Source organism: Streptomyces odontomachicola (assembly GCF_039605595.1).
Taxonomy (GTDB): Bacteria; Actinomycetota; Actinomycetes; order Streptomycetales; family Streptomycetaceae; genus Streptomyces.
The window spans coordinates 42,496-67,266 of sequence record NZ_JBCFOK010000016.1 but is presented as its reverse complement, the minus strand read 5'-3'; the positions used below and the strand labels follow the sequence as shown (position 1 = coordinate 67,266).

General features: G+C 73.2%; 22 protein-coding genes. 15 read left to right on the top strand and 7 right to left on the bottom strand.

From position 1 onward, the window contains the following. Nucleotides 1–95: 95 nt before the first annotated feature. Entirely contained in the window at nucleotides 96–1,835 is a 1,740-nt protein-coding gene (locus tag ABEE00_RS26785; protein WP_345748243.1) for a BCCT family transporter, read from the top strand. A 49-nt stretch (nucleotides 1,836–1,884) separates the two neighbouring features. On the opposite strand, the gene ABEE00_RS26780 is transcribed toward ABEE00_RS26785, so the two are convergent. Further along, complete coding sequence (locus ABEE00_RS26780; RefSeq protein ID WP_345748242.1) at nucleotides 1,885–2,325, bottom strand: STAS domain-containing protein; 441 nt, start codon at nucleotides 2,323–2,325, stop codon at nucleotides 1,885–1,887. A gap of 963 nt (nucleotides 2,326–3,288) precedes the next feature. Between ABEE00_RS26780 and ABEE00_RS26775 the strand changes: the two genes are divergently transcribed. The 4 genes from ABEE00_RS26775 to ABEE00_RS26760 all read left to right on the top strand — a co-directional run bounded on the left by ABEE00_RS26775 (nucleotide 3,289) and on the right by ABEE00_RS26760 (nucleotide 8,202). After that, nucleotides 3,289–4,014, top strand: coding sequence for a hypothetical protein (locus ABEE00_RS26775; protein WP_345748241.1), 726 nt, complete (start codon nucleotides 3,289–3,291; stop codon nucleotides 4,012–4,014). 257 nt (nucleotides 4,015–4,271) lie between these two features. Continuing rightward, on the top strand, nucleotides 4,272–5,735 hold the full coding sequence (locus ABEE00_RS26770; protein ID WP_345748240.1) for a hypothetical protein: 1,464 nt from the start codon (nucleotides 4,272–4,274) through the stop codon (nucleotides 5,733–5,735). Next, nucleotides 5,732–6,955 (top strand): CHAT domain-containing protein, encoded by a 1,224-nt coding sequence (locus ABEE00_RS26765; protein WP_345748239.1) that lies wholly within the window; start codon nucleotides 5,732–5,734, stop codon nucleotides 6,953–6,955. Before ABEE00_RS26770 ends, ABEE00_RS26765 begins: the two co-directional genes overlap by 4 nt. Then, a complete protein-coding gene (locus tag ABEE00_RS26760; RefSeq protein WP_345748238.1) occupies nucleotides 6,952–8,202 on the top strand; it encodes a hypothetical protein in 1,251 nt (416 codons plus the stop codon). Before ABEE00_RS26765 ends, ABEE00_RS26760 begins: the two co-directional genes overlap by 4 nt. 20 nt (nucleotides 8,203–8,222) lie before the next feature. Here the strand turns inward: ABEE00_RS26760 and ABEE00_RS26755 are convergent, their stop codons facing one another. Then, nucleotides 8,223–9,686: an esterase/lipase family protein gene (locus ABEE00_RS26755; RefSeq protein WP_345748237.1), complete on the bottom strand. Its 1,464-nt coding sequence runs from the start codon at nucleotides 9,684–9,686 to the stop codon at nucleotides 8,223–8,225. 280 nt (nucleotides 9,687–9,966) lie between these two features. On the opposite strand from ABEE00_RS26755, the gene ABEE00_RS26750 reads away from it, so the two are divergent. From ABEE00_RS26750 to ABEE00_RS26735, 4 genes are all read left to right on the top strand, one after another. Beyond that, a complete protein-coding gene (locus ABEE00_RS26750) occupies nucleotides 9,967–10,671 on the top strand; it encodes a hypothetical protein (RefSeq protein ID WP_345748236.1) in 705 nt (234 codons plus the stop codon). A gap of 72 nt (nucleotides 10,672–10,743) precedes the next feature. Further along, nucleotides 10,744–11,550, top strand: a complete 807-nt coding sequence (locus ABEE00_RS26745) for a methyltransferase (RefSeq protein ID WP_345748235.1) — start codon at nucleotides 10,744–10,746, stop codon at nucleotides 11,548–11,550. A gap of 250 nt (nucleotides 11,551–11,800) precedes the next feature. Continuing rightward, complete coding sequence (locus ABEE00_RS26740) at nucleotides 11,801–13,258, top strand: sugar porter family MFS transporter (protein WP_345748234.1); 1,458 nt, start codon at nucleotides 11,801–11,803, stop codon at nucleotides 13,256–13,258. Nucleotides 13,259–13,466: 208 nt separating this feature from the next. Continuing rightward, nucleotides 13,467–13,688, top strand: coding sequence for a hypothetical protein (locus ABEE00_RS26735; RefSeq protein ID WP_345748233.1), 222 nt, complete (start codon nucleotides 13,467–13,469; stop codon nucleotides 13,686–13,688). Between the two features lie 130 nt (nucleotides 13,689–13,818). Here ABEE00_RS26735 and ABEE00_RS26730 read toward each other — a convergent pair whose 3' ends face one another. Next, the gene (locus ABEE00_RS26730) at nucleotides 13,819–14,157 is read right to left on the bottom strand and encodes a hypothetical protein (protein WP_345748232.1); all 339 of its coding nucleotides are present in this window, start codon (nucleotides 14,155–14,157) and stop codon (nucleotides 13,819–13,821) included. Nucleotides 14,158–14,335: 178 nt separating this feature from the next. Between ABEE00_RS26730 and ABEE00_RS26725 the strand changes: the two genes are divergently transcribed. The 5 genes from ABEE00_RS26725 (at nucleotide 14,336) to ABEE00_RS26705 (ending at nucleotide 18,755) form a co-directional block, all read left to right on the top strand. Then, nucleotides 14,336–14,782 carry an RrF2 family transcriptional regulator gene (locus tag ABEE00_RS26725; protein ID WP_345748231.1) on the top strand — a complete coding sequence of 149 codons (447 nt, stop codon included), beginning with the start codon at nucleotides 14,336–14,338 and terminating at the stop codon, nucleotides 14,780–14,782. Between the two features lie 109 nt (nucleotides 14,783–14,891). After that, nucleotides 14,892–16,193, top strand: coding sequence for a globin domain-containing protein (locus tag ABEE00_RS26720; protein WP_345748230.1), 1,302 nt, complete (start codon nucleotides 14,892–14,894; stop codon nucleotides 16,191–16,193). Nucleotides 16,194–16,195: 2 nt separating this feature from the next. After that, nucleotides 16,196–16,630: a cupin domain-containing protein gene (locus ABEE00_RS26715; protein ID WP_345748229.1), complete on the top strand. Its 435-nt coding sequence runs from the start codon at nucleotides 16,196–16,198 to the stop codon at nucleotides 16,628–16,630. 50 nt (nucleotides 16,631–16,680) lie between these two features. Further along, nucleotides 16,681–17,058 (top strand): hypothetical protein, encoded by a 378-nt coding sequence (locus ABEE00_RS26710; RefSeq protein WP_451918675.1) that lies wholly within the window; start codon nucleotides 16,681–16,683, stop codon nucleotides 17,056–17,058. A gap of 203 nt (nucleotides 17,059–17,261) precedes the next feature. Next, a complete protein-coding gene (locus ABEE00_RS26705; RefSeq protein ID WP_345748227.1) occupies nucleotides 17,262–18,755 on the top strand; it encodes a sugar porter family MFS transporter in 1,494 nt (497 codons plus the stop codon). On the opposite strand, the gene add is transcribed toward ABEE00_RS26705, so the two are convergent. From add to ABEE00_RS26685, 4 genes are all read right to left on the bottom strand, one after another. After that, nucleotides 18,736–19,674, bottom strand: coding sequence for an adenosine deaminase (add, locus tag ABEE00_RS26700; RefSeq protein WP_345748226.1), 939 nt, complete (start codon nucleotides 19,672–19,674; stop codon nucleotides 18,736–18,738). The genes ABEE00_RS26705 and add overlap by 20 nt on opposite strands. A 71-nt stretch (nucleotides 19,675–19,745) precedes the next feature. Continuing rightward, nucleotides 19,746–20,336, bottom strand: coding sequence for a histone deacetylase (locus tag ABEE00_RS26695; protein ID WP_345748374.1), 591 nt, complete (start codon nucleotides 20,334–20,336; stop codon nucleotides 19,746–19,748). A 201-nt stretch (nucleotides 20,337–20,537) separates the two neighbouring features. Next, nucleotides 20,538–22,109, bottom strand: a complete 1,572-nt coding sequence (murJ, locus tag ABEE00_RS26690; protein WP_451918674.1) for a murein biosynthesis integral membrane protein MurJ — start codon at nucleotides 22,107–22,109, stop codon at nucleotides 20,538–20,540. Between the two features lie 164 nt (nucleotides 22,110–22,273). Further along, a complete protein-coding gene (locus ABEE00_RS26685; RefSeq protein ID WP_345748225.1) occupies nucleotides 22,274–23,032 on the bottom strand; it encodes a TetR/AcrR family transcriptional regulator in 759 nt (252 codons plus the stop codon). A gap of 272 nt (nucleotides 23,033–23,304) precedes the next feature. On the opposite strand from ABEE00_RS26685, the gene ABEE00_RS26680 reads away from it, so the two are divergent. Continuing rightward, nucleotides 23,305–24,639 carry a UDP-glucose dehydrogenase family protein gene (locus ABEE00_RS26680; RefSeq protein WP_345748224.1) on the top strand — a complete coding sequence of 445 codons (1,335 nt, stop codon included), beginning with the start codon at nucleotides 23,305–23,307 and terminating at the stop codon, nucleotides 24,637–24,639. Nucleotides 24,640–24,771: the final 132 nt, after the last annotated feature.

The window sequence follows — 24,771 nt, the reverse complement described above, 5'->3', positions numbered from 1 at the left end:
TGGTCCGTTTGACGACTGACTCCCACACAAGAGGTTCGAGTGTGACTGCGCAATCAACGGGGAATCCGGATTCGGCAAACAGGGCGCAAAGTGCCGTGGACGCCGGGGAGGACGGGGACTCCGGAGCCGCGACGGCGGGGAAATCCTCGGTCGCGCCGCGGGTGTTCTACCCCTCGGCCGCGATCATCGTCGCCTTCGTGCTGTACGCCGTGCTGTTCAAGGACCAGGCGGCGAGCCTGGTCACGTCGGTCCAGGACAACGTCGTGGGCGGCCTGGGCTGGTACTACACGGCGGTGGCCTCGCTGTTCGTGATCTTCGCCCTGTGGGTGGGGATCGGCCGCTACGGCGACATCAAGCTGGGCAAGGACGGTGAGAAGCCCGAGTTCGGCGTGGGCTCCTGGCTGGCGATGCTGTTCGCCGCCGGCATGGGCATCGGCCTGGTCTTCTGGGGCGTGGCCGAGCCGCTGAGCTTCTTCGACGAGCCCAAGCCGGGCGTCGGCGAGAGTGACGGCGCCAAGGCGCAGTTCTCGATGATCCAGACCTTCCTGCACTGGGGCATCCACCCCTGGGCGATCTACGTGGTGGTCGGTCTCGCGGTCGCGTACTCGGTGCACCGCAAGGGCCGCCCGGTCTCGATCCGCTGGGCCCTGGAGCCGGTCTTCGGCGACCGCGTCAAGGGCCGCTGGGGCGATGTGATCGACACCGTGGCCGTGGTCGGCACGGTGTTCGGCGTGGCCACCTCGCTCGGCTTCGGCGTGCTGCAGATCTCCGCGGGGCTGGACTTCGCGGGCTGGGTCGACAGCCCGGGCCAGGGCGTGCAGACCGCGCTGATCTGCGGCATCACGGCGCTCGCCACCATCTCCGTGGTCACCGGAGTGGGCAAGGGCATCAAGTGGCTGTCCAACATCAACATGGGCCTCGCCGCGTTGCTGATGCTCTTCGTGCTGGCGGTCGGCCCGACGCTGTTCATCATGAACGGCTTCGTCCAGGACATCGGCGCCTACCTGCAGAGCCTGGTGCGGATGAGCTTCGACACCGGCGCGGCGCACGGCGGCGAGGGCACCGACTGGGTCAAGCAGTGGACGATCTTCTACTGGGGCTGGTGGATCTCCTGGTCGCCGTTCGTCGGCATCTTCATCGCGCGCATCTCGCGCGGCCGCACGGTGCGCGAGTTCGTCTGCGGCGTGCTGCTGGTGCCCACGCTGCTGACCTTCTTCTGGTTCGCCGTGTTCGGCGGCTCGGGCCTGCACCGCGAGATGTTCGGCGCGGGCGGGATCATCCACGACTCCGGCGTGAACAAGGACCGCGCGCTCTTCGAGCTGCTGGACGGTCTGCCCGGCGGGCCGCTGGTCATCGGCGGCACGATCCTGCTGATCGTCATGTTCTTCGTGACCTCGTCCGACTCCGGCTCGTACGTGGTCGACATGCTCACCTCGGGCGGCGACCCGAACCCGCCGAAGTGGAGCCGGGTCTTCTGGTCCTGCGCCGAGGGCGCCGTGGCCATCGCGCTGCTCGTCGCGAGCGGTACGGGGAACGAGTCGCTGACCACCCTGCAGACCACGGCGATCCTCATTGCGCTGCCGTTCAGCCTCGTGATGATCGCGATGTGCGCGGCCACCATCAAGTCCTTCCGGCAGGAGCGGAAGGCCTATCTGGAGGCCCAGCAGCGTAAGGAGCAGGAGCGGATCATCGACGAGACGGTCGCCGTGCTGGAGGAGACGCTGGAGACCTCCGTGGTGGACCCCGGCGCCGGCGCCGACGGCTCTGCGGACGGCGGGTCCTCCGGCGGAGTGCGCGAGAAGGCCACCGTGGCATCCGACGGGGGCCGCGGCTGATCTCCGCGACCCCGTGATCCCGTGATCCCGGCGGAGGCCCCGCCCGCGCTCACCCCGCGGGCGGGGCCTCGTCGTGAGCGGCCGTGTGCCTCGCCGCCTGCCCGGCTGGGGCTTCCGCCTGGCCCCGTACCGCCGCGTCGCCCAGCGCCTCCGCGTACGTGGCCACCGGGTCGAAGGCGTCCGTGAGCCGGAGGATGTCGAGGAGGCGGAGGATCGCGGGGTGCGGGCAGACCAGCGCGAGGCGGCCGTCGCGCTTGTGCACTCTTCGGTGCGCGCGGCACAGCAGCCGCAGCCCCGAGCAGTCGAGGAAGGTCGTCGGCGTCAGGTCGATGACCACCCGCGGGCGCGGCCCCGCCGTCGCCGCGTCCAGCAGGGGGCGGATCTCCGCCGCGGCGGCGATGTCGATCTCGCCGTGGAACTCCAGGATCGTATGGCCGCACCATTCGTAGGTGCACAGGTGCCTAGCGGGCAGCGGGATCGCGTGGGCCATGGCGGCATCACCCCCCGATGGGTGCGGAAGAACCGCCCGGTCGCAGTGGGCGGGCGGCACGGATTCGTACGCCACCGGGGTCCGGGGTGACGGCGGGCGGGGGCGCGGCGGCGGAGTTTCGGTGGTCAAGCGGGACCGCGGACGCCCTCATGTACCTATATGCACTTCCTGAGCTGTGCTTAAGCCCATGCGCGGCATATTCCGCAGCGCCAATCTGCGGCGTACGGGAGGCAGTTGGACGCTCCGGCGCACTCGGGGGTGCGGAGCGGGCGGCTCCGTCGCGGGTGCCGCGCGCAGCGGGGTGTGTTCGCGCCATGGTCGCGCCGGGATGCCGCCGAGGCCCCGTCGGGGTCCCGCCGGGTCACTCTCCCCGGGCCCGCGGTGAGTCCGGGGCGCGTTCCGCTTGGGTCGGATGCGTGAAATACGCGCGGGCGGCGCCGTGTTGGAATCCGTACGGGATGCGGCGCGCCTACATGCCGGGCGGGAAAACCGCGCGGTGTCCTCCGCGTACGGCAGGTGGCGCGCCTCCGGCAACGGGCGCACAGGACGCTCAGCACCGCAGCCGCCGGGGTATGGCGTCATCCCGCCCGGCACTCGCTCCTTTGCCGTGCCGGGTGCGCGGGGAAACGCGCCAGGGACGTCACCGTGGCCCCTTGCGGATTCTCCGGTCCCTGGGGTTCCGCGGCGCGGGAATGGTTGCCGTTCCGGGAATTAGGAGAAGGCGGCCATTCTTTGACGGCTACTTTGTCCCGCGGCGGCCGTGCCTTATAAGGAACGGTGGAGGGGAAAACCCGCCGGGCAGCCGACGCCCTGGTCACGGCGTGACGGCCGCCGCCTCACCACCGGCCGCTCCGCCCGCTCACCGTCCCGGCCGCCCGTGGTCCCTCCCCTCCACGCACCGGCCCGACGGCGTGCCGGAGGCACCGCAGGACCGGAGGAAATTCCACCGGGGGGAGTCACCGTATGAACACCATCGCCCGTCCGTTCCCGGACGGAGATTCCGCCGACGGCGGGGTCGCCACCACCGCGGCGTGGGAAATGGCGCTGCGCGCACTGGTCGAGGTCCCTGCCGTGACCGGAGTCCCGCGTGAGTTCTATGTGCGCAGGATGACCCGGTGGCAGGCGGAAGCGCACCGGGAATTGATGGCGGACATGTATGTCGCCGCCTGCCCCGCGCCCGGGGGCACCCACTTCGAGAACCGGGGCGCATTTCTCGCACGGCTCTACCGGGACCTCCAGCAGCCCGGATTCGACCTCGTCGTCGCCGACGGCATTTCCGCGCTGGGCTACGGCTACGGATTCCGGCTGCGCCGGGACGGCACCTGGTGGAACGGTTACGCCGGGGAGCTGCCGCCACTGCTGGGGCAACTCACCGCGTGCGGCCGGGTGTTCGCGCTCGGCGAGCTCGTGGTGCTGCCGCAGAACCGGCGCGGCCGCATCGCCACCCGCATCGTGGAGTCGCTGCTCGCGCGCAGCGGGGCGCTGCTGGCCACGGCGCTGGTGGCCCCGGACAACGCGGCGGCGCAGGCGGCCTGCGCGGCCTGGGGCTGGAAGCCCATCGGCCGGCTGCTCCCCGCGGGCGAGAAGACCCCGCTGGACGTCCTGGTCCACCCCGTACTGCCCCGCGTGCACACGGCGGGGCACCTGAGCTGGACGACGGGGCGGCCCGACTGGTCGTCGGCGGCCTGAGCGGGAGAGCTTAACCGGAGGAGCTGAGCGGAGAGTTGAGCGGAGAGTTGAGCGGCTGGGCGACGGTGCCCGGCCGCTCAACCGCTCAACCACCCGGCTGCACAGGGCGGTTCCACCCCTGCGGCAGCGCAGCCCGCCCCGCCTCCCCGTCTACCCGTGCTCCCCCTCGGGAGGGAGGACGGGGGTGATTCGAGGCGGGTGCCCGCGGTGGCGCTTGTTGGGGGGTGGGCCGCGGACCATGCTGAGGCGTACAGGGGGTGAGCGCCATGTTTCCCAGCGCGCATGTGGGGTTGCTGGCCGAACTCATGGCGAGCGGAGAAGGGAACGTGCCCGTCGTCCTCGGCGAAGGCTGCGTGAGGTCGGCCGGGGTTCCGGCCACCGTCGGCGAGGTGGGCCGCGTCGTCTTCCGGCGCCTCGCGGAGAGCGGTGGGGACGGCGCCGAGGAGGTGCACGGACGCTGTCCCGGCTGGCCCGAAGCCGCCGAGGAGGAGGTGGCCGGGGCCTTCCTGGACTGGCTGCGGGCGATGGCCCCGGTCCAGCGGTTCGCGACGATGCGGGCGCTGTACCACGTACCCGTGCCGCTGTTCCTGCGCGATCTCGCCGATCTGGTGGCGGCGGGCCACGTCCGCACGGTGTACACCGCGGCCGTGGACACCCTCCTCGAACAGGCCCTGGACGAGGTGGGGTTGCGGCAGGGGAGGGACTACGCCGTCACCGCTCCGGGGGCCCCGCCCGAGCTCACCGGCACGCCGCCCGCCCCCGGCGGGACCTCGCCCACTCCCGCCGCGCCCCGGGCGCGGATCGTGAAGCTGTGCGGTGACGTCTTCCACGGGCCGCTGCCGAGTGAGGCGGGGCCGGTGCCGGACGAGGCGCCGCCTCCCGGCGTCGAAGTGGCCGTCGTCGGACACGAGGTGCACGATCCGCCGCGCGGCATCGACCTCTGGATGCTGCTCCTGCGCGGGCGCCGCGTCTGGTGGGTCGCGCCGGAACCCGACCGCGCCGCGACGGCCCCGCTGCGCGAGGGCGGCGAGGTGCGGTATCTGGAGGGCGAGGACGGCGACCCGGAGGTGTTCTTCGGGCTGCTCGCGACCCATCTGATCCGGCTGCCCGCCGTCGCCGCCGTCACCGCGCCCGCGGCCCGTACGGGTACGGGGGCGAGCGCCCCTCCGGGACGGGCGGAACCCGAGGTGGTGCGCCGCGAGTACTTCCGCGGCCGGCTGCTCAAGTCCCAGGCCGTGACCCAATGGCTGCGCGAGGCGCGGGTGCCCGGGGTCACCGACAGCGCCCTCGAAGAGGAACTGGACTACCAGCACAGGCTGGTGGAGCGGATGGGCCCTGCCGTACTCGACTCCGCTGTCAGCGACGCGGTGAAGGCGGTGGGCGACGCGGTGAACGCGGTGGGCGCCGCGCGCCCCGAGGGCGGACTCGCCGTCAAGCTCCAGGACTGGGTGCAGGAGCAGGCCAAGAGGGTGTCGGAGCAGGCGCACTCCGCGGCCCCCGACCTGGGCGTCGCGGTCAGAGCGGCGAAGACCGTCCAGTGGGTGGCCGCGCCGATGAGGAACGTCGTGGACCGCCGCGCGCTCCAGAACCTCGACATCGCCGTGCGCGCGTACGCACCGCGGGAGGCGCCGCGACAACAGGGGTGGGAGGTGCCGCAGCCAGCACCGCGGGAGACGCCGCAGCGACCGGCGCCGCAGGCATCACCCCAGGGGGAGACATGAGCGAGATCTCGTTGATGGTGATGCCCCAGCGGGCCGACGACGAGGACTCGGGGCCGCTGTTCCTGCTGCTGCGCAACGGCGTGTGGCGCAGCATCCCGTGGACCGGGCACATCACCATGGCCGAACTCCGGGAGGGCACCGACCACCTGCTCGGCGACGTGATGGACGAGATCGAGGCGGACCGCCCCGAGGGCGCGCTGTCCAACCTCCAGGGCCACTTCAGCGAGCTGTGGAACCATCTGATCCCGCTCCGCCTCCAGATCCACATCCGCGAGGCGCTCGAAGGCGGCGGCACCCCGCGCCTCCTGGTGCACACCCACCGCCAACTCGACTGGATCCCCTGGGAGCTGCTGTATCCCGAGGGCGGCTGGCTGGGCGTGCGGTGCCGGATCGCGCGGCTGCCCATCGTCGACAGGGGCGGCCCGGAGGAGCTGGAGCCCGAGCACCCGGTGCGCAGGGTGGCCAGCTTCCTCGGCGGGCGGATCTTCGAGGAGCCGCTGGAGCAGGGCGCCGAGTACAAGGGGTGGTACGGCCTGTTCGACGGGCTCTGCGGCGTACGGATCGACCGCTGGCCGGTCGGCGCGCGCGCCGGTCCCCCGGAGCTCAAGTGGCCCACCGTCGAGGACTTCCGGGCCTCCTGCTCGGCGGACATCATCCACATGACCTGCCACAGCGGAGTGCGCGCCAACGCGAAGCCCTATCTGACGCTGAACGGCACGGAGCTGCTGGCGCACGCCGTCACCGGCGAGGTGGTGGGCGCCATGAAGTACCCGCCGCAAGGCCCCCTGATCTTCGGCAACGCGTGCGGCCGCGTGCCGGGCGCCGAGCGGCGGTCCGCCGTGATCGAGAGCCTGGCCACGAGCTTCTACAAGCAGGGCGTCTCCGCGTACATCGGCACCATGGCGAGCATCAGCAGGCGCGTCGCGCTGAGCTTCGCGCAGCACTTCTACGGGCGGCTGCTGGTGGAGCACGAACCGGTGGGGGAGGCGCTGCGCAGGACCAAGGAGCACTTCGCCGAGAGCAAGGAGCCCGACCCCTCCTGGCTGTTCTACTGCCTCTACGGCTGGCCCGACACCCGCTTCGTCCGCGCGGCGGACAACGGCGACGCGGCAGCGGAGGCCGCACGCGCCGACGCGGCCGCGCGGGCCGCCGAAGCCGCCGTGCAGGCACCCGAGGCCGCGCAGGCACCCGAGATGGCCGTGGGCGGCGGCCCCGAATGACCCCGCCGGCACAGCCGCCCGCACAACCGCCCGTGCCGCCCGCCCCCACCCCCCGCGCCGCCTACGCCACCTGGCAGCGCGTCATGGGCCTGCGCCAACGCGCGCTGGGCGACGGCGGCGAGCTGCCCGACCCCGCGGTGCTGGCCGAGCTCGCCGAGGCCGAGCGCGCACACGCCGCCGCGCGCACAGCGCGGCATGCCCGCGCGGCGCACAAGGCGGCCCCCGCCTCCCGGCTGCTGGGCGCCGAGTCCACCGGGATCGAGGCCGAAGTGCGGCTCGGCGTCAGCCACGTGCCCACCTCGATCTGCCACCTGCTCGAACCCGCACAGCACCCGCTCGTTCGCTGCACCGTCCGCAACACAGGACGCGACCCCTCGCGCGTGAGCGCCGTCCGACGGCTGCGGGTCTCCGCACGCGTGGAGGGCTACAGCGCGCCCGCCGTCGACACCGTGGAACTCAAGCCGCACGCCGCGCACACCTTCACGCTGCTCCCTACCTTCGACCCCGCGCGGCTGCGCCGGGTCACCGAACTGACCCGCGCCACGGTCCTCGTACGCGTCGAGGACCTGGACGGGCGGGTGGAGCTGGACCGCACCTTCCCCGTATGGCTCTTGGCGCGGACCACGGCCGTACGGCATGTGCACGACCCCTCCACCGGCGAACTGCTCGACTTCACCCCGTACTTCGGCGCCTTCGTCACCCCCAACGCGCCGCCGGTCACCGCCTTCCTCGGCACGGTCAGGTCCCGGCACGAGGAGGGCGTGCTGCTCGGCTACCAGTCAGGGCGGCACGTGGTGGAGGCCCAGGTCGCGGCCGTGTACACCGCGTTGCAGAAGGACGCGGGCATCCGGTACGCGAACTCCGTGCTCACCTTCTCGCCCGAGGAGGGCGGCATACGGCAGCGCATCCGCCTCCCGCGCGAGACCCTGGCGCACCGGCTGGCCAACTGCCTCGACGGCACGGTCCTGTTCGCGAGCCTGCTGGAGGCCATGTCGCTGCACCCCGCGCTCGTCCTCGTACCCGGGCACGCCTTCCTGGGCTGGGAGACCTGGCCGGACTCCGAGGAGTGGCGCTACCTGGACACCGCACGGCTGGGCACCCACGACTTCGCCGCGGCGGAACAGCTCGCCACCGCGTACGCCGCCGAGCTGGAGCCCAGGGCCGCTGCCACGGGCGACGCCTCGCTCTTCCGCCGCTGGCCGCTGGCCGAACTCCGCGCGGAACGCGGCATCATGCCGATGGAGTGACCCCGGGCCCGGCGCCGCCCTCAGGAATCCGTGTCCACGACCGTGAACACCTCGCTCACCCGGTCCACGTCGGCGCGCCCCGAGAGCACCAGCCGATAGTCGCCCGGCGGCGGCGCCTCCATCTCGAACTCCCGCCATTCCTGGCCCACTTGACCGAGGGTGCGGCGCTCCACCACGACCCGCGAGGCCGCGTCCTCCAGGTGCGCGGAGAGCCGCGTGCCCGGACTGTCGCAGCGCGCCCGCACCCGTACGGGCTCGCCGGCGGCGAAGAGTTCGTCCACGTCGAGGGCGACCCTGGTCATCCCCGCGAAGAACATGCCGGGGTCGGCCGGCGTGCCGCGCAGCAGGCCGTGCACGTGGGTGAGCACCGGATCGGAGTTCTGCAGGGCGCTGTGCCGGTGCGCGGCGAAGGCGACGTTCGCCATCGTGCCGAACAGCTCCCTCGGCACCGAGGACAGCCGGGGCACCGTGCCGTCGCCGCCCTCGTCGGCGCCGTTCCGCTCCTCCAGCAGCCGCACGCCGGCGCCCTCCACCACGGCGGACTGCGCCGTGGGCTGGAACTCCCCGATGACGGGGCGGATGTCGTACCCTCCCGTGCCCTCGTAGTCCTCCGCGCGGTGCCGGGTCACCGCCTCGTCGATCTCCCGGTGGAAGCGCAGCGCGGCCTCCAGGCGCCACGGGTCCAGCCGCTCCAGCAGGGCCGAAGCCCGCTCCCCGTAGGGCTCTTGCAGCGGCGCACCGCCGCCCGCCCCGCCCGGCGCCGCCAGGTCGCCGAGCCGCCGCAGCACCCCGTCGCCCAGGTCCACGCTCTGGAAGACGGGCAGCAGTTGGTAGACCGAGGTGAAGGTGGCCACGGTCGCGCCGAGGTCGGCCAGGGTGAGCGGGCCCAGCTTCTTGCGGAGGCCGTTGGCCAGGAAGCCGAGCGCGTTGAGCGAGCCGCTGTACGGAGTGCCGAAGGTGATCAGCGTGCGGGTGTCCCGCCACCCCTCCAGGCACTCCAGGAAGTAGCGCGCGACCAGTCCGCCCATGGAGTGCGCGATCAGGACCAGCCGCGCGTCCGCGTTGCCGGACTCGGCACGCCACGCCGCGAGCCAGCCGGCGCTCTCGCGGGCCAGCCGGTGCGCGTGCGCGCGGTTGTCGCGGCGCCAGTCGTAGGGGAAGGGGAAGTAGTTCTCACCGGGGGTGAGGTGGAAGCGGCGGCGCAGGGCCACATCGACCGCGCCGTAGCCGTCGATCCGCCAGCGCAGGCCCGGCAGGATCGACAGGTCCGGCATCAGCGAGGGTGCCCGCACCCCGTCGGACAGGTGCTCGGCGCCGGGATCGTCCTCGCCCAGCGCGAGCTGCCGCACCGTGCCGCCGCCCGACACCAGGCCCCGCATCAGCGCCCCGGGCGACAGCGCCCACACGTCCCGGCCCTCGCGCGTGAGCCTGCTCCCGGTGATCCCCGGCAACAGCACCACGACGTCCTTCATCGGCAACGCCATGCTTCCCCCCGGATGCCCGCGGAACCGGAACGCGCGCGCCGCGCCCGCCCGTTGGAGCCGCGCCTTCCCCGTACGGGCCGACACCGTCCCGTACGAGCTGACACCCGGCCCCGTACGCGCGCCGCGCCCGCCCAGTTTACGAGCGTGCGAAGCCCTCGTGAGGGGCGTGCGGAGGCGTATTCCCCTGGGCGGACCGGCAGTTGGGGCCGCCGTGCGCCCGCTGCTACCTTGCCTGGCCGTTGATCATGGCCGTGCCGAAGCCCGGAGCGAGGAACCGAAGATGAGCACCTATGTCGCGCTGCACGACTCCCGCCCCGCGCCTCCCGCGGGAAGCAGGAAGGAGCGGACGCCGGACGACGGCACCGTGCGGCACAGGATCGACACCGCGGTGTTCCCCGAGGGCGGGAAGCGGCGCGAGGTCTCCACCCTCGCCTACATCGAGCGCGAGCTCCCCTCCGGCGGGAGGGAGCAGTACCTCAAGGACCGCAAGAGCGGCGTGCGTTCCTTCGCGCTCTGGGAGGACGCGCACCGCGAGAAGCCGTGGGCGCGGGTCGTCACCCTCCGCCCTGCGGCCGAGGACGGCGAGGCCCGCTACGAGGTGCGGGACCCGTACGGGGAGCCGCTCGCGGAGATCGGGAGGCGGCGCGCGCTGACCGGCGGCGCGGTCCGCACCCGCTGGACCGTGCGGCAGGACGGCGGGACCGAGGCCGCCGGCAGCCGGGGCAGGCCCTTCTGGTGGGTGGTGTGGTGGCTGCTCTTCCCGGTCCAGGCCGCCATCGTGATCGGCGGGCTCGTCGCCGGGGGAGGGGACGGCGCGGGGATGCCGCGCCGCACGCGCTTCTTCGCCGAGGGCGAGCGCGTGCTCGACTTCCGCAGCGGCGAACTGGAGGCGGTCACCGACGGCTGGGACCCCCGCGTGCTCGCCGCCATGATCGCCCTCCAGGACAGCTACGGGGGCGTCGCGCACGCTTCGTGGGACGCGTAGCCCGCGCCTCACCGAGGGGAAGGCTCCGGGTGTCCGCCGCTCCACGTCCGCCGCTCCACGGAGGAGGGCCCGATGGCCGAGCCGTACGGATACCGCCGCGCGCTGGAACGCAGCAACGCCGACCTGACCAGGGACGACCGCCCGGACACCTTCACGCTCGGCGGCCGGGAGTGGCACCTGCACGCCGGGGTCTTCGAGCCCGTCTACCGCCCCTCGACCCGCGTCTCCCTGGACTTCCTCGGCCTGGACGGCGTACGCGACGACGGCACAGCGGGCGACGGCACACCGGGCGATGGCGCACCGGGCGGCGACGAACCGGAGAACGGCACCTCGGAGAACCGCCCCGTCCCGCTGCGCGGCCGCACCTTCCTGGAGATGGGCAGCGGTACGGGCGTGGTCGCGGTGCTCGCCGCGCTCGCCGGCTGCCGGAGCGTGGTCGCAGCCGACATCAGCCCCGAGGCCGTGCGGAACACGGCGCACAACGCCGAACGGCACGGCGTACGGGACCGGGTGACCGCCGTGCGCAGCGACCTGTTCGACGCGCTCGACCCGCACGCGCGCTTCGACGTCGTCTTCTGGAACTCCCCGTTCATCCCGGCGCCCGCGGGGTACGCGTACCGGTCCCTGCACGAGCGCGCCTTCGTCGACTCCGGCTACGCGGCGCACCGCCGCTTCCTCGCCGAGGCGCCGCGCAGGCTGACCGGGGGCGGGTCGGCGCTGCTCCTGTTCAGCAGCAGCAAGGGGGACCTGCCGCGGCTGCGCGGCCTCGCGGCGGAGTGCGGGCGCCGTCTGGAGGTGCTGTGCCGCCGGAGGGTGGAGGACGGGAGTGACATGGCGGAGGCGGAGTACCTGTTGATCGGGATCACGGCGGCGGGGTGAGAGCCCCGGCACGCGGCCCCCGCATGGAGGCCGGTGGGGCGGCTGTTTCCGGTGGTCGGGAAGTGTCTTGGGAGACACCTGTGGACAACGTTGTCAAAGCGTGCTGTCATTCCCCCGTCGACCGCGGGCCGATTGGCGTGCGACCGCCGGAAGGATCACCGTCGTGTCAATGGCGTGACCGCCGGAGCGCGCGGCCCGTGCGACGGCGGCAAGGCAGCAAACGGCACCACAAGGTCAGGTGACAGCGCTCATGGCCCGTACGGCCTCTCCACCCCAGCTCCACAACCGCGGCAAGGCCGTCGGGATCTCCATCGCGGCCGCCGTCGGCGGCTTCCTCTTCGGCTTCGACTCCTCGGTGATCAACGGTGCGGTGGACGCGCTGAGTTCACACTTCGCGCTGAACTCCTTCCTCTCGGGGTTCGTCGTCTCCATCGCACTGCTCGGCTGCGCGGTCGGCGCCTGGTACGCGGGCCGGCTGGCGGACGGCTGGGGCCGGCGGAACGTGATGCTGCTGGGCGCCGGCATGTTCATCGTCAGCTCGGCGGGCTCGGCCTTCGCCTTCTCGGTGCCCGACCTGCTGGTGTGGCGCGTGATCGGCGGCCTCGGCATCGGCATCGCCTCGGTGATCGCGCCCGCGTACATCTCCGAGGTCGCCCCGGCCAGCGGCCGCGGCGCGCTCGGCTCGCTCCAGCAGCTCGCCATCACCATCGGCCAGCTCGTGGTGCTCAGCTCCAACAAGGGCCTGGCCGGTGCCGCGGGCGGCGCCGCGAAGGACCTGTGGCTGGGCATGCCGGCCTGGCGCTGGATGTTCCTGGTCGGCGTGATCCCGGCGCTGGTCTACGGCGTGCTGGCCATGATGATCCCGGAGTCGCCGCGCTACCTGGTGCTCAAGGGCCAGTTCAACAAGGCCGCCGAGGTCCTGGAGCGGGTGTCGGGCGAGCGTGACGGCAGGGCCAAGGTCGAGGAGATCAGGGAGACCCTGCAGAAGGAGCACAAGAGCAGCTTCAAGGACATCCGGGGCGCCCGCTTCGGGCTTCACCCGCTGGTCTGGGTCGGCATCATCCTGGCCGCGTTCCAGCAGCTCGTGGGCATCAACGCGATCTTCTACTACTCCACGACGCTGTGGAAGTCGGTCGGCTTCAGCGAGTCCAGCTCCTTCACCACCTCGGTGATCACCGCCGGGATCAACGTGGTGATGACCGTGGTCTCGATGCTCTTCGTGGACCGTGTGGGCCGCCGCAGGCTGCTGACCATCGGCTCGATCGGCATGTTCCTCTCGCTGGCGCTCACCGCCGTGGCCTTCTCGCAGCAGCACGGCGCGGGCCAGGACGTCTCGCTGCCCAGCCCGTACGGGCCGATGGCGCTGATCGGCGCGAACCTCTTCGTGGTCTTCTTCGCCCTGTCCTGGGGCCCGATCATGTGGATCCTGCTCGCGGAGATGTTCCCGAACCGGATGCGGGCCATGGCGCTGGCCATCGGCACGGCCTCCAACTGGATCTTCAACTTCATCGTCACCTTCGCCTTCGAGCCGATGACCTCGAAGGTCGGCCTGTCCTGGCTGTACGGGGCCTTCGCGCTGTTCGCGCTGCTGTCCTTCTTCTTCGTGCTGCGCAAGATCCCGGAGACCAAGCAGCAGGAGCTGGAGGACATGACGGGCGAGACCTACCAGCGCCCGGAGAGCCGCGAGACGCCGTCCCCGCAGGGCTGACCGCGGGGGTACGCGGCTCCGTGCGGGCGCCCTGGGCGCCCTGGGCGCCCTGGGGTGCGCGCCTCGAACTCCTGGCCCCCGCCGGTGCCGGGCCGCCGACCCCCGTACGGGGAGTGTGTGCACACGTTTGAGTGAGATGCCGGATTTTCCGGAGTGATGCGTGGATCATGGGGTGGCCCAGCAACCGGTACAAGGAGAAAGAGAAGTTATGCGCCGTTTCGCCGCTGCCGCCATCGGGGCCACCGCACTCGTCGGAGGGCTCGCCGCACCGGCCAGCGCCGACCCTCCGCCGGTGCCGCAGAACGGTCAGGTGGGGCCTGACACTCCCGCGGGCCCCTGGCAGGTCACCAAGGACGGCCTGGGCACGCCGCTGGGCGAGTTCCAACTGCCCAGCAGCGAGCAGTCGCTCACCACGCTGCCCGTCATCTGAGGCGCCCCGTACCTTCCCCGCCCGCCGGCCCGGTCCCTGCGACCGGGCCGGCGGTTTCGTGTGTACGGCGGGTTCGTGTGTACGGGGGATTCGTGCGTACGAGGAGGGGTGAACGGTCCGGCGCGGGCGGTCAGTCGAGGCGCCGGCCGCGCTCGTCCGCGAGGCGCTCCTCGCCCCTGGTGTGCCACCACTCCTCCAGGTGCGCCTCGACCAGCAGCACCAGCTCGCGGAGCGCGTGCGCCGAGCGCAGCCCGTCCAGGTCCTCGTGGATGTCGTAGCGGTCCAGCGCCACGGTCCAGCGCCCGGCGGCCCGCCCGTCCTCGGGGGTGACCCGCACCGTGACGGTGAGCTGGACCTCGTCCTCGGTGTGCCGCACCTCGACGCCGCGGATGTCGAAGGAGACGCCGTCCGCGTTCACATAGGGCCGGACCAGGGCCGCGCGCAGGGTGGCGTCGTCGAGGGGGTCCATCCGCCGAACGTAGCAACGCGGCCGCAGGGGCGCTGGCGTTCGCCCCGCGGTGGTACGTACGGGTCAACCCTGTACGAAGGGGGTGGACTTGGCGTGGACCGGAGCTCCGGGGCCGCAGGGGTGGCCGGGAACCATCCCTGAATAGGTATCCAGAATGTGTATTTGCTAGCCTCAGTGCGTGCGGTTGACCAAGTTCAGCGATCTGGCCCTGCGCGCCGTGATGCGTCTCGCGGTGCTCCCCGAGGGCGAGTCCCTGACCACGCGGGAAGTGGCGGGGGCGATGAACGTTCCCCAGGCCCACATGGCGAAGGCCGTGGCCAGGCTCCAGCGCCTCGGCGTACTGGAGTCGCGGCGGGGGCGCGGCGGCGGCCTGGAGCTCACGCGGCTGGGCCGCGGCGCCTCGATCGGCTGGCTGCTGCGGGAGCTGGAGGGCGAGGAGGAGGTCGTCGCCTGCGAGGGCGAGGCTCCCTGCCCGCTGCGCGGCGCCTGCCGCCTGCGCGGCGCGCTGCGCTCCGCGCAGCAGGCGTTCTACGACTCCCTCGACCCGCTGACCGTTTCCGACCTGGTGGAGTCCCCGGCCGAGCCGGTGCTGCTCGCGCTCACGGGGCCCGGCACGGGCTCCTGACGGTCGCCGCCGGGCGGCGCCGGCGCGGGTTCCGCGCGCTCCGTGACCCGTTCCGTGCCCTCGTACACCCTAAAACTAGAAGATCAGATACCAATTATTGGAGGCAGCGGTGCTCTCCCCGCAGTCGGCCCCGGTCGTCCGGGCCACTCTGCCCGCCGTGCGGAACGCCCTCGACGAGGTGGCCGAGCGCTTCTACGCCGGCATGTTCGCCGACCGTCCCGAGCTGCTGCGGGACCTGTTCAACCGCGGCAACCAGGCCAACGGCGCGCAGCGCCGCGCCCTCGCCGGCTCCGTCGTGCACTTCGCCGGCGCGCTCACCGGCGAGCCCGGCACCCGGCCCGACGTGCTGCTGGAGCGCATCGCGCACCGGCACGCCGCGCTCGGCGTGACCTCCGAGCAGTACAAGCTCGTGCAGCGCTACCTCTTCGGCGCGCTGGCCGAGGTGCTGGGCGACGCGGTCACGCCCGAGGTCGCGGCGGCCTGGGACGAGGTGTACTGGCTCATGGCGAACGCCCTCATCGCCCGCGAGGCCCGGCTGTACCAGGAGGCCGGCGTGGCCGAGGGCGACATCTGGCGCGCGATGCGGGTGACGGGCCGTACCGAGGAGGCGCCGGGAGTGGTCTCCTTCACCCTGACCAGGGCAGACGGCGGGCCCAACGGTCCCTTCCTGCCGGGCCAGTTCGTCAGCGTACGGTCCGAACTGCCGGACGGGGCGCGGCAGATCAGGCAGTACAGCCTCTCCGCGGGACCGCACCGCGAGGAGTGGCGGATCACCGTCAAGCGTGCCGGCGGCGGACCGGCCGGCGAGGGCGGCGACGCCGCGGTGGACCCCGAGGGCGAGGTCTCCCACTGGCTGCACGCGCGGGTGCGGCCCGGCGACCTCCTCACCGTCTCCGCGCCCTTCGGCGGAGTGGCCCTCGACACCGGCGGCCAGGACGGCGCCGACTCCTCGGGCGACGGTCCGCTGCTGCTCGTCTCGGCGGGCATCGGCTGCACCCCGATGGTGTCCATGCTCGACCACCTCGCCGCCTCCGGCAGCCGCCGCCGGGTGATCGTGGTGCACGCCGACCGCTCGCCCGCGCACCACGCGCACCACGCCGAACTGGACCGCCTCGTAGGGGAACTGCCCGGCGCCGAGGCGCATCTCTGGTACGAGGAGGCGCACGCAGCGGTGCCCGGGGCACGGGCGGGCCGCGCGGACCTGGGCGCGCTGGAGCTGCCCGAGGGGCTGACCGCGTACGTGTGCGGCCCGTCGCCCTTCCTGCGCGCGGTGCGCGGCGATCTGCTGCGCGGCGGCGTTCCGGCCGCCGACATCCGTTACGAGATCTTCGGTCCCGACCAGTCGCCGGGCGCGCACCCGGACGCGGACGTGCCCTCGCCCGAAGCGGACGCGCGCGGCACAGGAGAGTGAACATGCGGAGCACACCGTCCGCTCCGGCGGACCCCGACCCCGCCGACGCCCCGCGGCTGGTCGGCGACGCGCTGGCCCTCGCCGGCGACCTCCCCGGCGCGCGCAGGGGCGCGGCCTGGAGCCTGGACGCGCCGGGCCGCCAACTCGACGCGAACCTCGTGCGGCTGCCCCCGCACGACCGCATAGAGCTGCACAGCGAGCCGGACCTCGACGTGCTGCTGATGGTCACAGCCGGCCGCGGCACGGTGGTCACCGGCGCCCCGCCGCACACCGGCGAGGAGCCCCTCGCGCTGTACCCGGGCGCCGTGGTGTGGCTGCCGCGCGGATCGACCCGCGCGCTGGTCGCCGACGGCGCGGGGCTGGCCTATCTGACCGTCCACCGCCGGCGTCCTGGGCTGCGGATACGCGGGCCCGAGCGCGCGGCGGAGCTGCTGTGAGCGCGGGGGCGGCGGGCGTCGTCGCCGCGGCCGCCTTCAGCTGGTTCGGGATGGTGGCGGCGATCTCCTTCCTGGAGGCGCCGCTCAAGTTCGGCGCTCCGGGTGTCACGCTGGAGATCGGCGTGGGCATCGGCCGCCGGGTCTTCCGCGCGCTGAACGCCGTCGAGGTGCTGCTCGCCGCGGTCACGGCGGTGGCGGTCGTCGCCGGCGGGACGAGTGCGGGCGTGGCGGTCCCGGCAGCCGCGGTGCTGGTCCTGCTGGCCGTGCAACTCCTCGCGGTGCGGCCGGTGCTGAACCGCCGCAGCGACCGCCTGCTGGCCGGCGAGGAGCACCCGCGCTCCCGGGTGCACTTCGTCTACATCGCCCTGGAGCTGCTGAAGATCGCGGGTCTGGTGGTGCTGGGGGTGGCGGCGCTGGGCGCGGTGTAGGGCGGGTCCGGTCCGCGGGGGTGGGGTGTGCGGGGCGGCACGCCGCGCGGAGCAAGTCATGCGTATGTCTTGACATTAGGCAGAGCCGACGCGTTCTCTGATCGGCGTCTCTCCCTGCCGCCGTCCGGCATGTCCTCGTACCGCGGCAGAGTGGAACCGCGATGAAGCGGACCCCTTCGGGGCGTACGCCGAGAGGAGTCACGATGCCGAGCGCCTCCGCCTCAGGTGCGGCGACGTCAGCAAGTCCGGGTGCGGGTGGTTCTGAACCGCAGGCGCCGCCGGCGAAGGGGCGGCGCTCCACCCGGGCCATCGCCGCGGTCGCCACGCTGGGCGGGCTGTCCTTCGGCTACGACACCGGCGTGATCGCCGGGGCGCTGCCGTTCATGACCCGCGGGGAGGCGGCCGGGGGACTGGGCCTGACCCCGCTCACCGAGGGGCTGATCACGGCCTCGCTGCTGCTGGGCGCCGCGGCGGGCGCGGCCTTCGGAGGGCGGCTGTCGGACCGTTACGGGCGGCGGCACAACCTCCTGATGCTGGCCCTGGTGTTCGTGCTCGGCAGCCTGGGCACGGCGCTGGCTCCCGACACCGCCACGATGGTGATCGCCCGCGTGGTGCTCGGCGTCGGGGTGGGCGCGGCCTCCACGACCGTTCCCGTGTACCTGGCCGAGATCGCCCCGGTGGAGGCGCGCGGGCGCCTGGTGGCGGTCGACCAACTCATGATCGTCACGGGGCAGTTGATCGCGTACACCTCCAACGCGGCGCTCGCCGCCGCCTGGGGCGGCGAGCAGACCTGGCGGTGGATGCTCGGCGTCGCCACCCTCCCGGCCGTGCTGCTCTACCTCGGCATGCTGCTCATGCCGGAGACGCCCCGCTGGTACGCCTCGAAGAAGCGGATCGCCGAGGCGCGCGCCGTGCTGCTGCGGGTCCGCGCGCCTGGCTCGGACGTGGAGGGCGAACTCGCCGAGATGAGCGAGGTCGTGGCGGCAGAGGAACGCTCGGCGCGGGAGCGCGGGAGCTGGCGCGACCTGTCCGTGCCGTGGGTGCGCCGGATCTTCCTGATCGGGCTCGGGCTCGCGGTGCTCCAGCAGATCACCGGCATCAACACGATCATGTACTTCGCGCCGACCATCCTCCAGGAGACCGGGCTCGGCTCGCAGGCCGCGCTCACCGCCACCATCGCCAACGGCGTGGTCTCCGTGCTGGCGGCGGGCGCCGCGCTGTACGTGGTGGGCCGCGTCGGGCGGCGTCCGCTGCTGTTCACGGGGCAGTGGGGGATCGTCGGCTCGCTGGTGGCGATCGCGCTGACCTTCTCGCTCGACGCCGCGCCCGGCAGCCACGGCGCGCTGGTGCGCAGCTACGTGATCCTCGGCTGCATGCTGGCGTTCCTGGTCTTCCAGCAGATGGCCGTCTCGCCGGTTACGTGGGTGATGCTCTCGGAGATCTTCCCCGCGCGCATCCGCGGGCTCGGCATGGGCGGCGCCGTGCTGGTGCTGTGGCTGGTGAACGCGCTGGTCACCTTCACCTTCCCGATCCTGCTCGCGGGCATCGGCGGCACGGCCACCTTCCTGTTCTTCGCCGTGCTGAACGTGGCGGCGGCGATCGGCGCGGCCAAGGCCGTGCCGGAGACCCGCAACCGCTCGCTGGAAGAGATCGAGGAGCACTTCCGCGGAGGCCGGGTCAAGAGCGCGGGGCGGTGAACACCGCGCGTGCCGCGTGCTCCTGGACCCGCGCCTCTTCCTCGGCGCCCCAGCCCGCGTGCTCCCGCAGCGCGCCGAACTCCCGCTCCAGCGTGGTGCCCGAGGTCGTACGGGTATCCGTGCTGACCGTGACCGGCACGCCCTCGCCGAGCAGCCGCGTGACCGGGTGCTCCGCGAGGCTCGGTACCGCCGCCGTCTGCACGTTGCTGGTCGGACAGGTCTCCAGCGCGATGCCGTCGCGGCGCAGCCGGTCCAGCAGCGCGGCGTCCCCGGTGCAGCGCACCCCGTGCCCGATGCGCCGGGCGCCCAGCACGTCCAGGGCCTCCCACATGGACGCGGGGCCCGCCGCCTCCCCGGCGTGCACGGTGCAGGGGAGTCCGGCGGAGGCCGCCAGCGCGAAGGCCTCGGCGTGCGGGGCCGCGGCGTACGCCTGCTCGTCTCCCGCCAGGTCGAGGCCGGTCACCGTGCCGCTGTGCCGCACCGCCGTCTCGGCCACCGCCGCGCTCTCGTCGGGCGTCTGGTGGCGCAGGCAGCACAGCAGCAGCCCGGTGCGGACGCCGGTCGCCGCCTCGCCCTGCGCCAGTCCTGCGGCCACCGCCCGTACGGCGTCGTCCTGCGACATGCCCTGCGCGCCGTGGAGTTGGGGAGCGAAGCGGACCTCGCCGTGCAGTACGTCGTCCGCGTACCAGTCCTCGACCAGTTCGCGGGCCGCGCGGGTCAGGGCGTCCGGGGTCTGGAGCAGGCGCAGCGGCAGGTCGATGTAGGTGAGGAAGCGGCCGAGGCTGCCGCAGCGCGGCGGCGCGACGACCAGCTCGGCGACCGGCCGCTCCAGCGCGACGCCCGCCTCCCGCGCCAGTTCGGCGAGGGTTCCGGGGCGCACCGAGCCGTCGAGGTGGCAGTGCAGCTCGTAGCGGGACATGGGGGTCGGGGCTCCTGGCTCTGCTCGTCTCGTGCGCGGGAACGCGGTGCGCGGCGGGGGTGTGCGGCCCGTCAGCCGGTCGGCTCCCCGCGCAGCAGGGCGGCCACCTCGTCCGGCTCCCAGCGCCCCGCCGCGCCGGGGCACGCCGTCAGATACGCGCCAATGCGCGCGGGGTCCCAGCCGTGCGAGTCGGCCAGCCCGGCGGCGATATGGCGCAGATACGCCGCCGAGGGCCGGGTGTGCCGCACCGCGTCGAGGCCCCACGGCGCGGTGAAGGTCAGCACCGGGACACCGTCCAGGGAGCCGGGGCACACCAGCGTCTCGTAGCAGCCCGGGCCCAGTTCGCAGCGCCCCGTCTTCAGCACCTCGTCCAGGTCCAGGTCGCGGCCCGGCACGCGGTGCGCCTCCTGCTCGGCGATGTCGGAGAACTGCTGCGGCGTGACGAGGTAGGCCCGCGCCGCGGTGACGCCCGCGCCGTCCGGGTCGTAGAAGGCCATGCCGCCCGTCCACACCGAGGACTCGTGCGCGAAGTACAGCGCGCCGGGCAGCAGCAGGGGCGCGGCGCCGGCCGGCTCCCGCTTGTCCCTGCACCCGGGGTAGGTTCGTGCGCCGCCCGGCGGCCTTCCGCCGCGCAGATACGCGTCGAGCCGCACGCGGTGCATGTTGGAGCCGAACGAGGCGTACCAGACCCGGTCGCCGCCCGGCGCCGCCGCGTCGCGCGGCGCGAGCGCCCGCACCGGGTTCTCCTCGCTGCCGGACATGTGCACGATCACCGCTCCGTCGACTCCCGGGGCGTCTCGCGCCCCTCGCGGCCAGGACCAGCCCACGCTAACCACTCGTTCCCCCGTTCACCGCGATGCACGTCACCCGCGTCGCCGGCGCCACCCGCTTACCTCGGGAATCCCCAACAGCCGTGCCAGGAGCAGGAACGCCGGTCCCAGCACCGCCACACCCGCCGCGAGCGCCGCCGGCACCGACCAGGCGCTCCCGGCCGTCGCCGCCTCGCAGCCGCGCGCCGCGACCCAGCCCAGCGCCGCTGCGGTCCCGCCCGCCGCCAGCAGCTTGGTGTACGTACGCCGCAGTGCTCCGTCATCAAGGGGACCGCCCAGCTTCCGGCGCAAGGCGCGGGCGGTGAGGGCGAGTCCGGCCGCGTAGGAGAGGGAGTACGCGGCGGCCATGCCGGTGACCGACCACTGCACGGGAAGCAGCAGGTGGCAGGCGGTGGCCAGGGCGATGTTGATCCCGGCGGTCCAGGCGGCCATGAGGAACGGCGTGCGGGTGTCCTCGTGCGCGTAGAAGCCGCGCAGTAGCACGTACTGCGCGGAGAAGGGGATCAGGCCGAGCCCGAAGCACTGCAGCATCCACCCCAGCGGCCTGGCGCTCTCCGGGTCGGCGGCGCCGTGCGCGAACAGCAGCCCGGCGATCCACGGGCCCAGCGCGAGGAAGCAGAACGCCGCGGGCACGATCAGCGCGCCCGAGGCGCGCAGCGCGCGGGAGAGGTCGGCGCGCAGGCCGTCGGGGCGCCCCTCGGCCACGGCCCTGCTCATGCGCGGCAGCAGCGCGGTGACCAGGGAGACGGTGACGATGGACTGCGGGAGCATCCAGATCGTCTGCGCGTAGGTGTACGCGGTGTAGCCCGCTCCGCTGTGCGGCAGTCGCTGGTCGGCGGAGTTGGCGAAGTTCGTGACGACGGCCATCGCCGCCTGGTTGGCCAGCACGAACAGCAGCGTCCACTTCGCCGCGTGGATCCCGCCGCCGAGCCCCGTACCCCGCCAGTCGAACCGGGGCCGGAAGCGGAAGCCCGCGGCCCGCGCGAACGGGATCAGCGCGAGCGCCTGGAGCGCGACGCCCGCCGTGGTGCCCAGCCCGAGCAGCCGCACCTGCCCCTCGCTGACATCGGCGACCCGCTCCGGCGCCGCCATCAGCCCCAGATAGGCACCGAACATGCCCAGCAGCACGAGGTTGTTGAGCACCGGCGACCACATCATGGCGCCGAACTTCTCGCGGGCGTTCAGCACTTGGCCGAAAATGCCGTACAGGCCGTAGAAGAAGATCTGCGGCAGCAGAAACCTGGCGAAGGCGACCGTGAGCTCGAAGGCCTCGTGATGCGCGGGGCTGTCCCGCATGTAGACGCCCACGATCTGCGGGGCCGCCCACACCGCGAGCGCCGTGCCCGCGGCCAGGACGCACAGCACCAGCGTCACGAGCCGCTGTTCGTAGGCGCGGCCGCCGTCGGCGTGCGTCGCCCTGGCCCGCACGAGCTGCGGGACCAGCACCGCGTTGAGCGCGCCGCCGACGAGCAGCGTGTAGAGGCTGGTCGGCACGGTGTTCGCCGTGTTGTACGTGCTGGCGAGCAGTCCCGTGCCGAGCGCGGCGGCCTGGAGCACCTGGCGTATGAGGCCCGTCGCCCGGGACACCACGGTGCCCGCCGCCATCAGCAGGGAGGAGCGCGCCATTCCGCGGGCGGCCGGTGCGGGTGAGGGTGGGGCGTCGCGTGCGGTGCCGGGCGCGGTGTCGCGGGGCGCCTCGCGTGCTGTGCCGGGGTCCGCGGCCTTTGTCCCATCTGTCATCCCGACAACCTACGTGCCGGGTGCACGCGTCACTCCGGCGGACCCTCCCCGCCGCAGCAGCAACAAGCCCGGTGGGCGTCCTGCTTGGGGGCGTTGAGGAGGTTGGCCATTCCTGCCTGGAGGTGGTGGTGGAGGGTTGCTCCTGAGGCCGCTTCCAGTGCGGGGGTGCGGAACGCCTTGCGCATCAGGCTGGCGCCGAGCATCCACGCGGCGACGAGCTCGGCGCGCACCTCGCGGTCGGGGCCCTCGAGGCGTTCGGCGAAGCGGTGCGAGAAGACCTCGGCGACGTGGTCGCGGAACTGGCTCAGCGCCTCCTCGCGGCTGGAGGAGCGCAGCACCGTGAGGACCGGGTGGGGTATCTCCTCGTCCGGCGGGCCGCTGGTGACGAAGTCGCAGACCCAGCCCGCCACTTCGTCGAGCGGGGTCTCCAGGAGCGGCTTGAACAGTGCTGTGCTGTCCTCCGAGACGCTGCGGAACAGCGCCTCCTTGGAGCCGAAGTAGCGGTAGACCAGCGCCGCGTCCACGCCCGCGTCCCGCGCGATGTCGCGGATGCTCGCGCCGTCGTAGCCGTACCGGCCGAATCGCAGGGCCGCCGCGCCCAGCAGCGCAGAACGGGTGCCGGCCGCGCTCTGCTTGCGCGGACCGCGCGGCGGCCCTGCGGCGGGTGCGGCACCGGCCGGCTCACCCGCCCCTTCGCCCGCCGCGGCCCCGGCCGCGCAATGCGCCCCCGCGCGCGCCGCGTCGGCCGCGTTCGCCCCGTCTGCTGCCTCTGCCCTCGATGCGTTCACCTGTCGTACCCCTGCCTGTCGCGCTGCTGCGGCCACGCCGCGGCCCGTACGGCCGTCGCCCGGCTCGCCTGTGCCGCAGGTTGGCCGTTCAAACGGCAATCGTCCAGTTTCCCGAGACTGTCCGGAAGTCATCGCTCGTTGTCATCGATCGTTGACCAACACCACCGTCGATGGCTTATGTTCGTGACGCAAGGCGATCATGTGAACGACTGCCGGGGCTCCGTTCCCGTACGTCTCCGGCGCACCCCCACCGCAGAAGATGGTGATCAACCATGCGTGAAAGACACATAGCCGTCATCGGGACCGGCTACGTCGGACTGACCACCGGCGCCTGTCTGGCCTCGCTCGGGCACCGCGTGGTGTGCGCCGACGCCGACCCGCACAAGGTGCGCAGGCTGCGCCGGGCCGAGGTGGACATCATGGAGCCCGGGCTGTCCGAACTCGTACGGGACGGCGCGGAGTCGGGCCGCCTGGAGTTCACCGGGGACACCCCGTCGGCCGTCGCCGAGGCCGAGGTCGTCTTCCTGTGCCTGCCCACCCCGATGGGCGCGGGCGGCGCCGCCGACCTGGCCGCCGTCGAGGCGGTCGCCGCCGAGGTCCGCACGGTGCTGCCGCAGGGGTGTGCGGTGGTCAACAAGTCGACCGTCCCTGTGGGTACTTCGGAGCGGGTCGCCGCGCTGCTCGCGCGCGAGGACGTGGCCGTGGTGAGCAACCCGGAGTTCCTGCGCGAGGGCCGCGCGGTGCACGACTTCCTGCACCCCGACCGCGTCGTGGTCGGCTCGGCCGACCGTGAGGCGGCGCAGCGGGTGGCCGGCCTGTACGCGGACCTCGGCGCCCCGCTGGTGCTCACCGACGCGGCGAGCGCCGAACTGACCAAGTACGCCGCGAACTTCTTCCTCGCGATGAAGCTCTCCTTCGCCAACAACCTGGCCTCCGTGTGCGAGCGCTTCTCCGCGGACATCGGCGACGTGACGGCGGGCATCGGGCACGACCCGCGCATCGGCGGCGCCTTCCTCCAGCCGGGCCCCGGCTGGGGCGGCTCCTGCCTGCCCAAGGACACCCACGCGCTGCTGAGCGTCTGCGAGCAGGCCGGGGTCGAGTTCCCGCTGCTGCGCGCCACGATCGAGACCAACGTGGAGCACCAGCGGCAGCTTGTGGAGCGCGTCGTGGCGGGCTGCGGGCGCGGCGGCGCGGGCGGCCCAGGCGGCGAGGGCTCGCTGGAGGGCGTGCGGCTGGCCCTGTTCGGCCTCGCCTTCAAGGCCGGGACCTCCGACCTGCGGGACTCCCCGGCGCTGGCCATCGCCCGCGCACTGCGCGAGCGCGGCGCCGAACTGACCGCGTACGACCCCGCGCTGTGCGAGACCCGCCCCGACCTGAGCGACCTGCTCACCCTCGCGGAGACCCCGGAGGAGGCGGCGAAGGGAGCCGCGGCCTGCCTGGTGCTCACCGAGTGGCCGCACTTCCACGACCTGGACTGGGAGGAGCTGGCCGCACGACTGGAAGGCGGCCACGTCTACGACTTCCGCAACTTCCTGGACCCCGCGCGCCTGGAGCGCGCCGGGCTGCACTGGCAGGGCATCGGCCGCACGCCGGCGCTGACGCCCTGAGCCACGGCAGCCCGTACGACGTGCCGCCGGCCGTGCACGGAACAGCACGGCCGGCCGCGTACGACTCAGCACCAGCGGCCGCGTACGACACAGCACCACCGGCCCCGTACGACTCAGCACCACCGGCCCGTA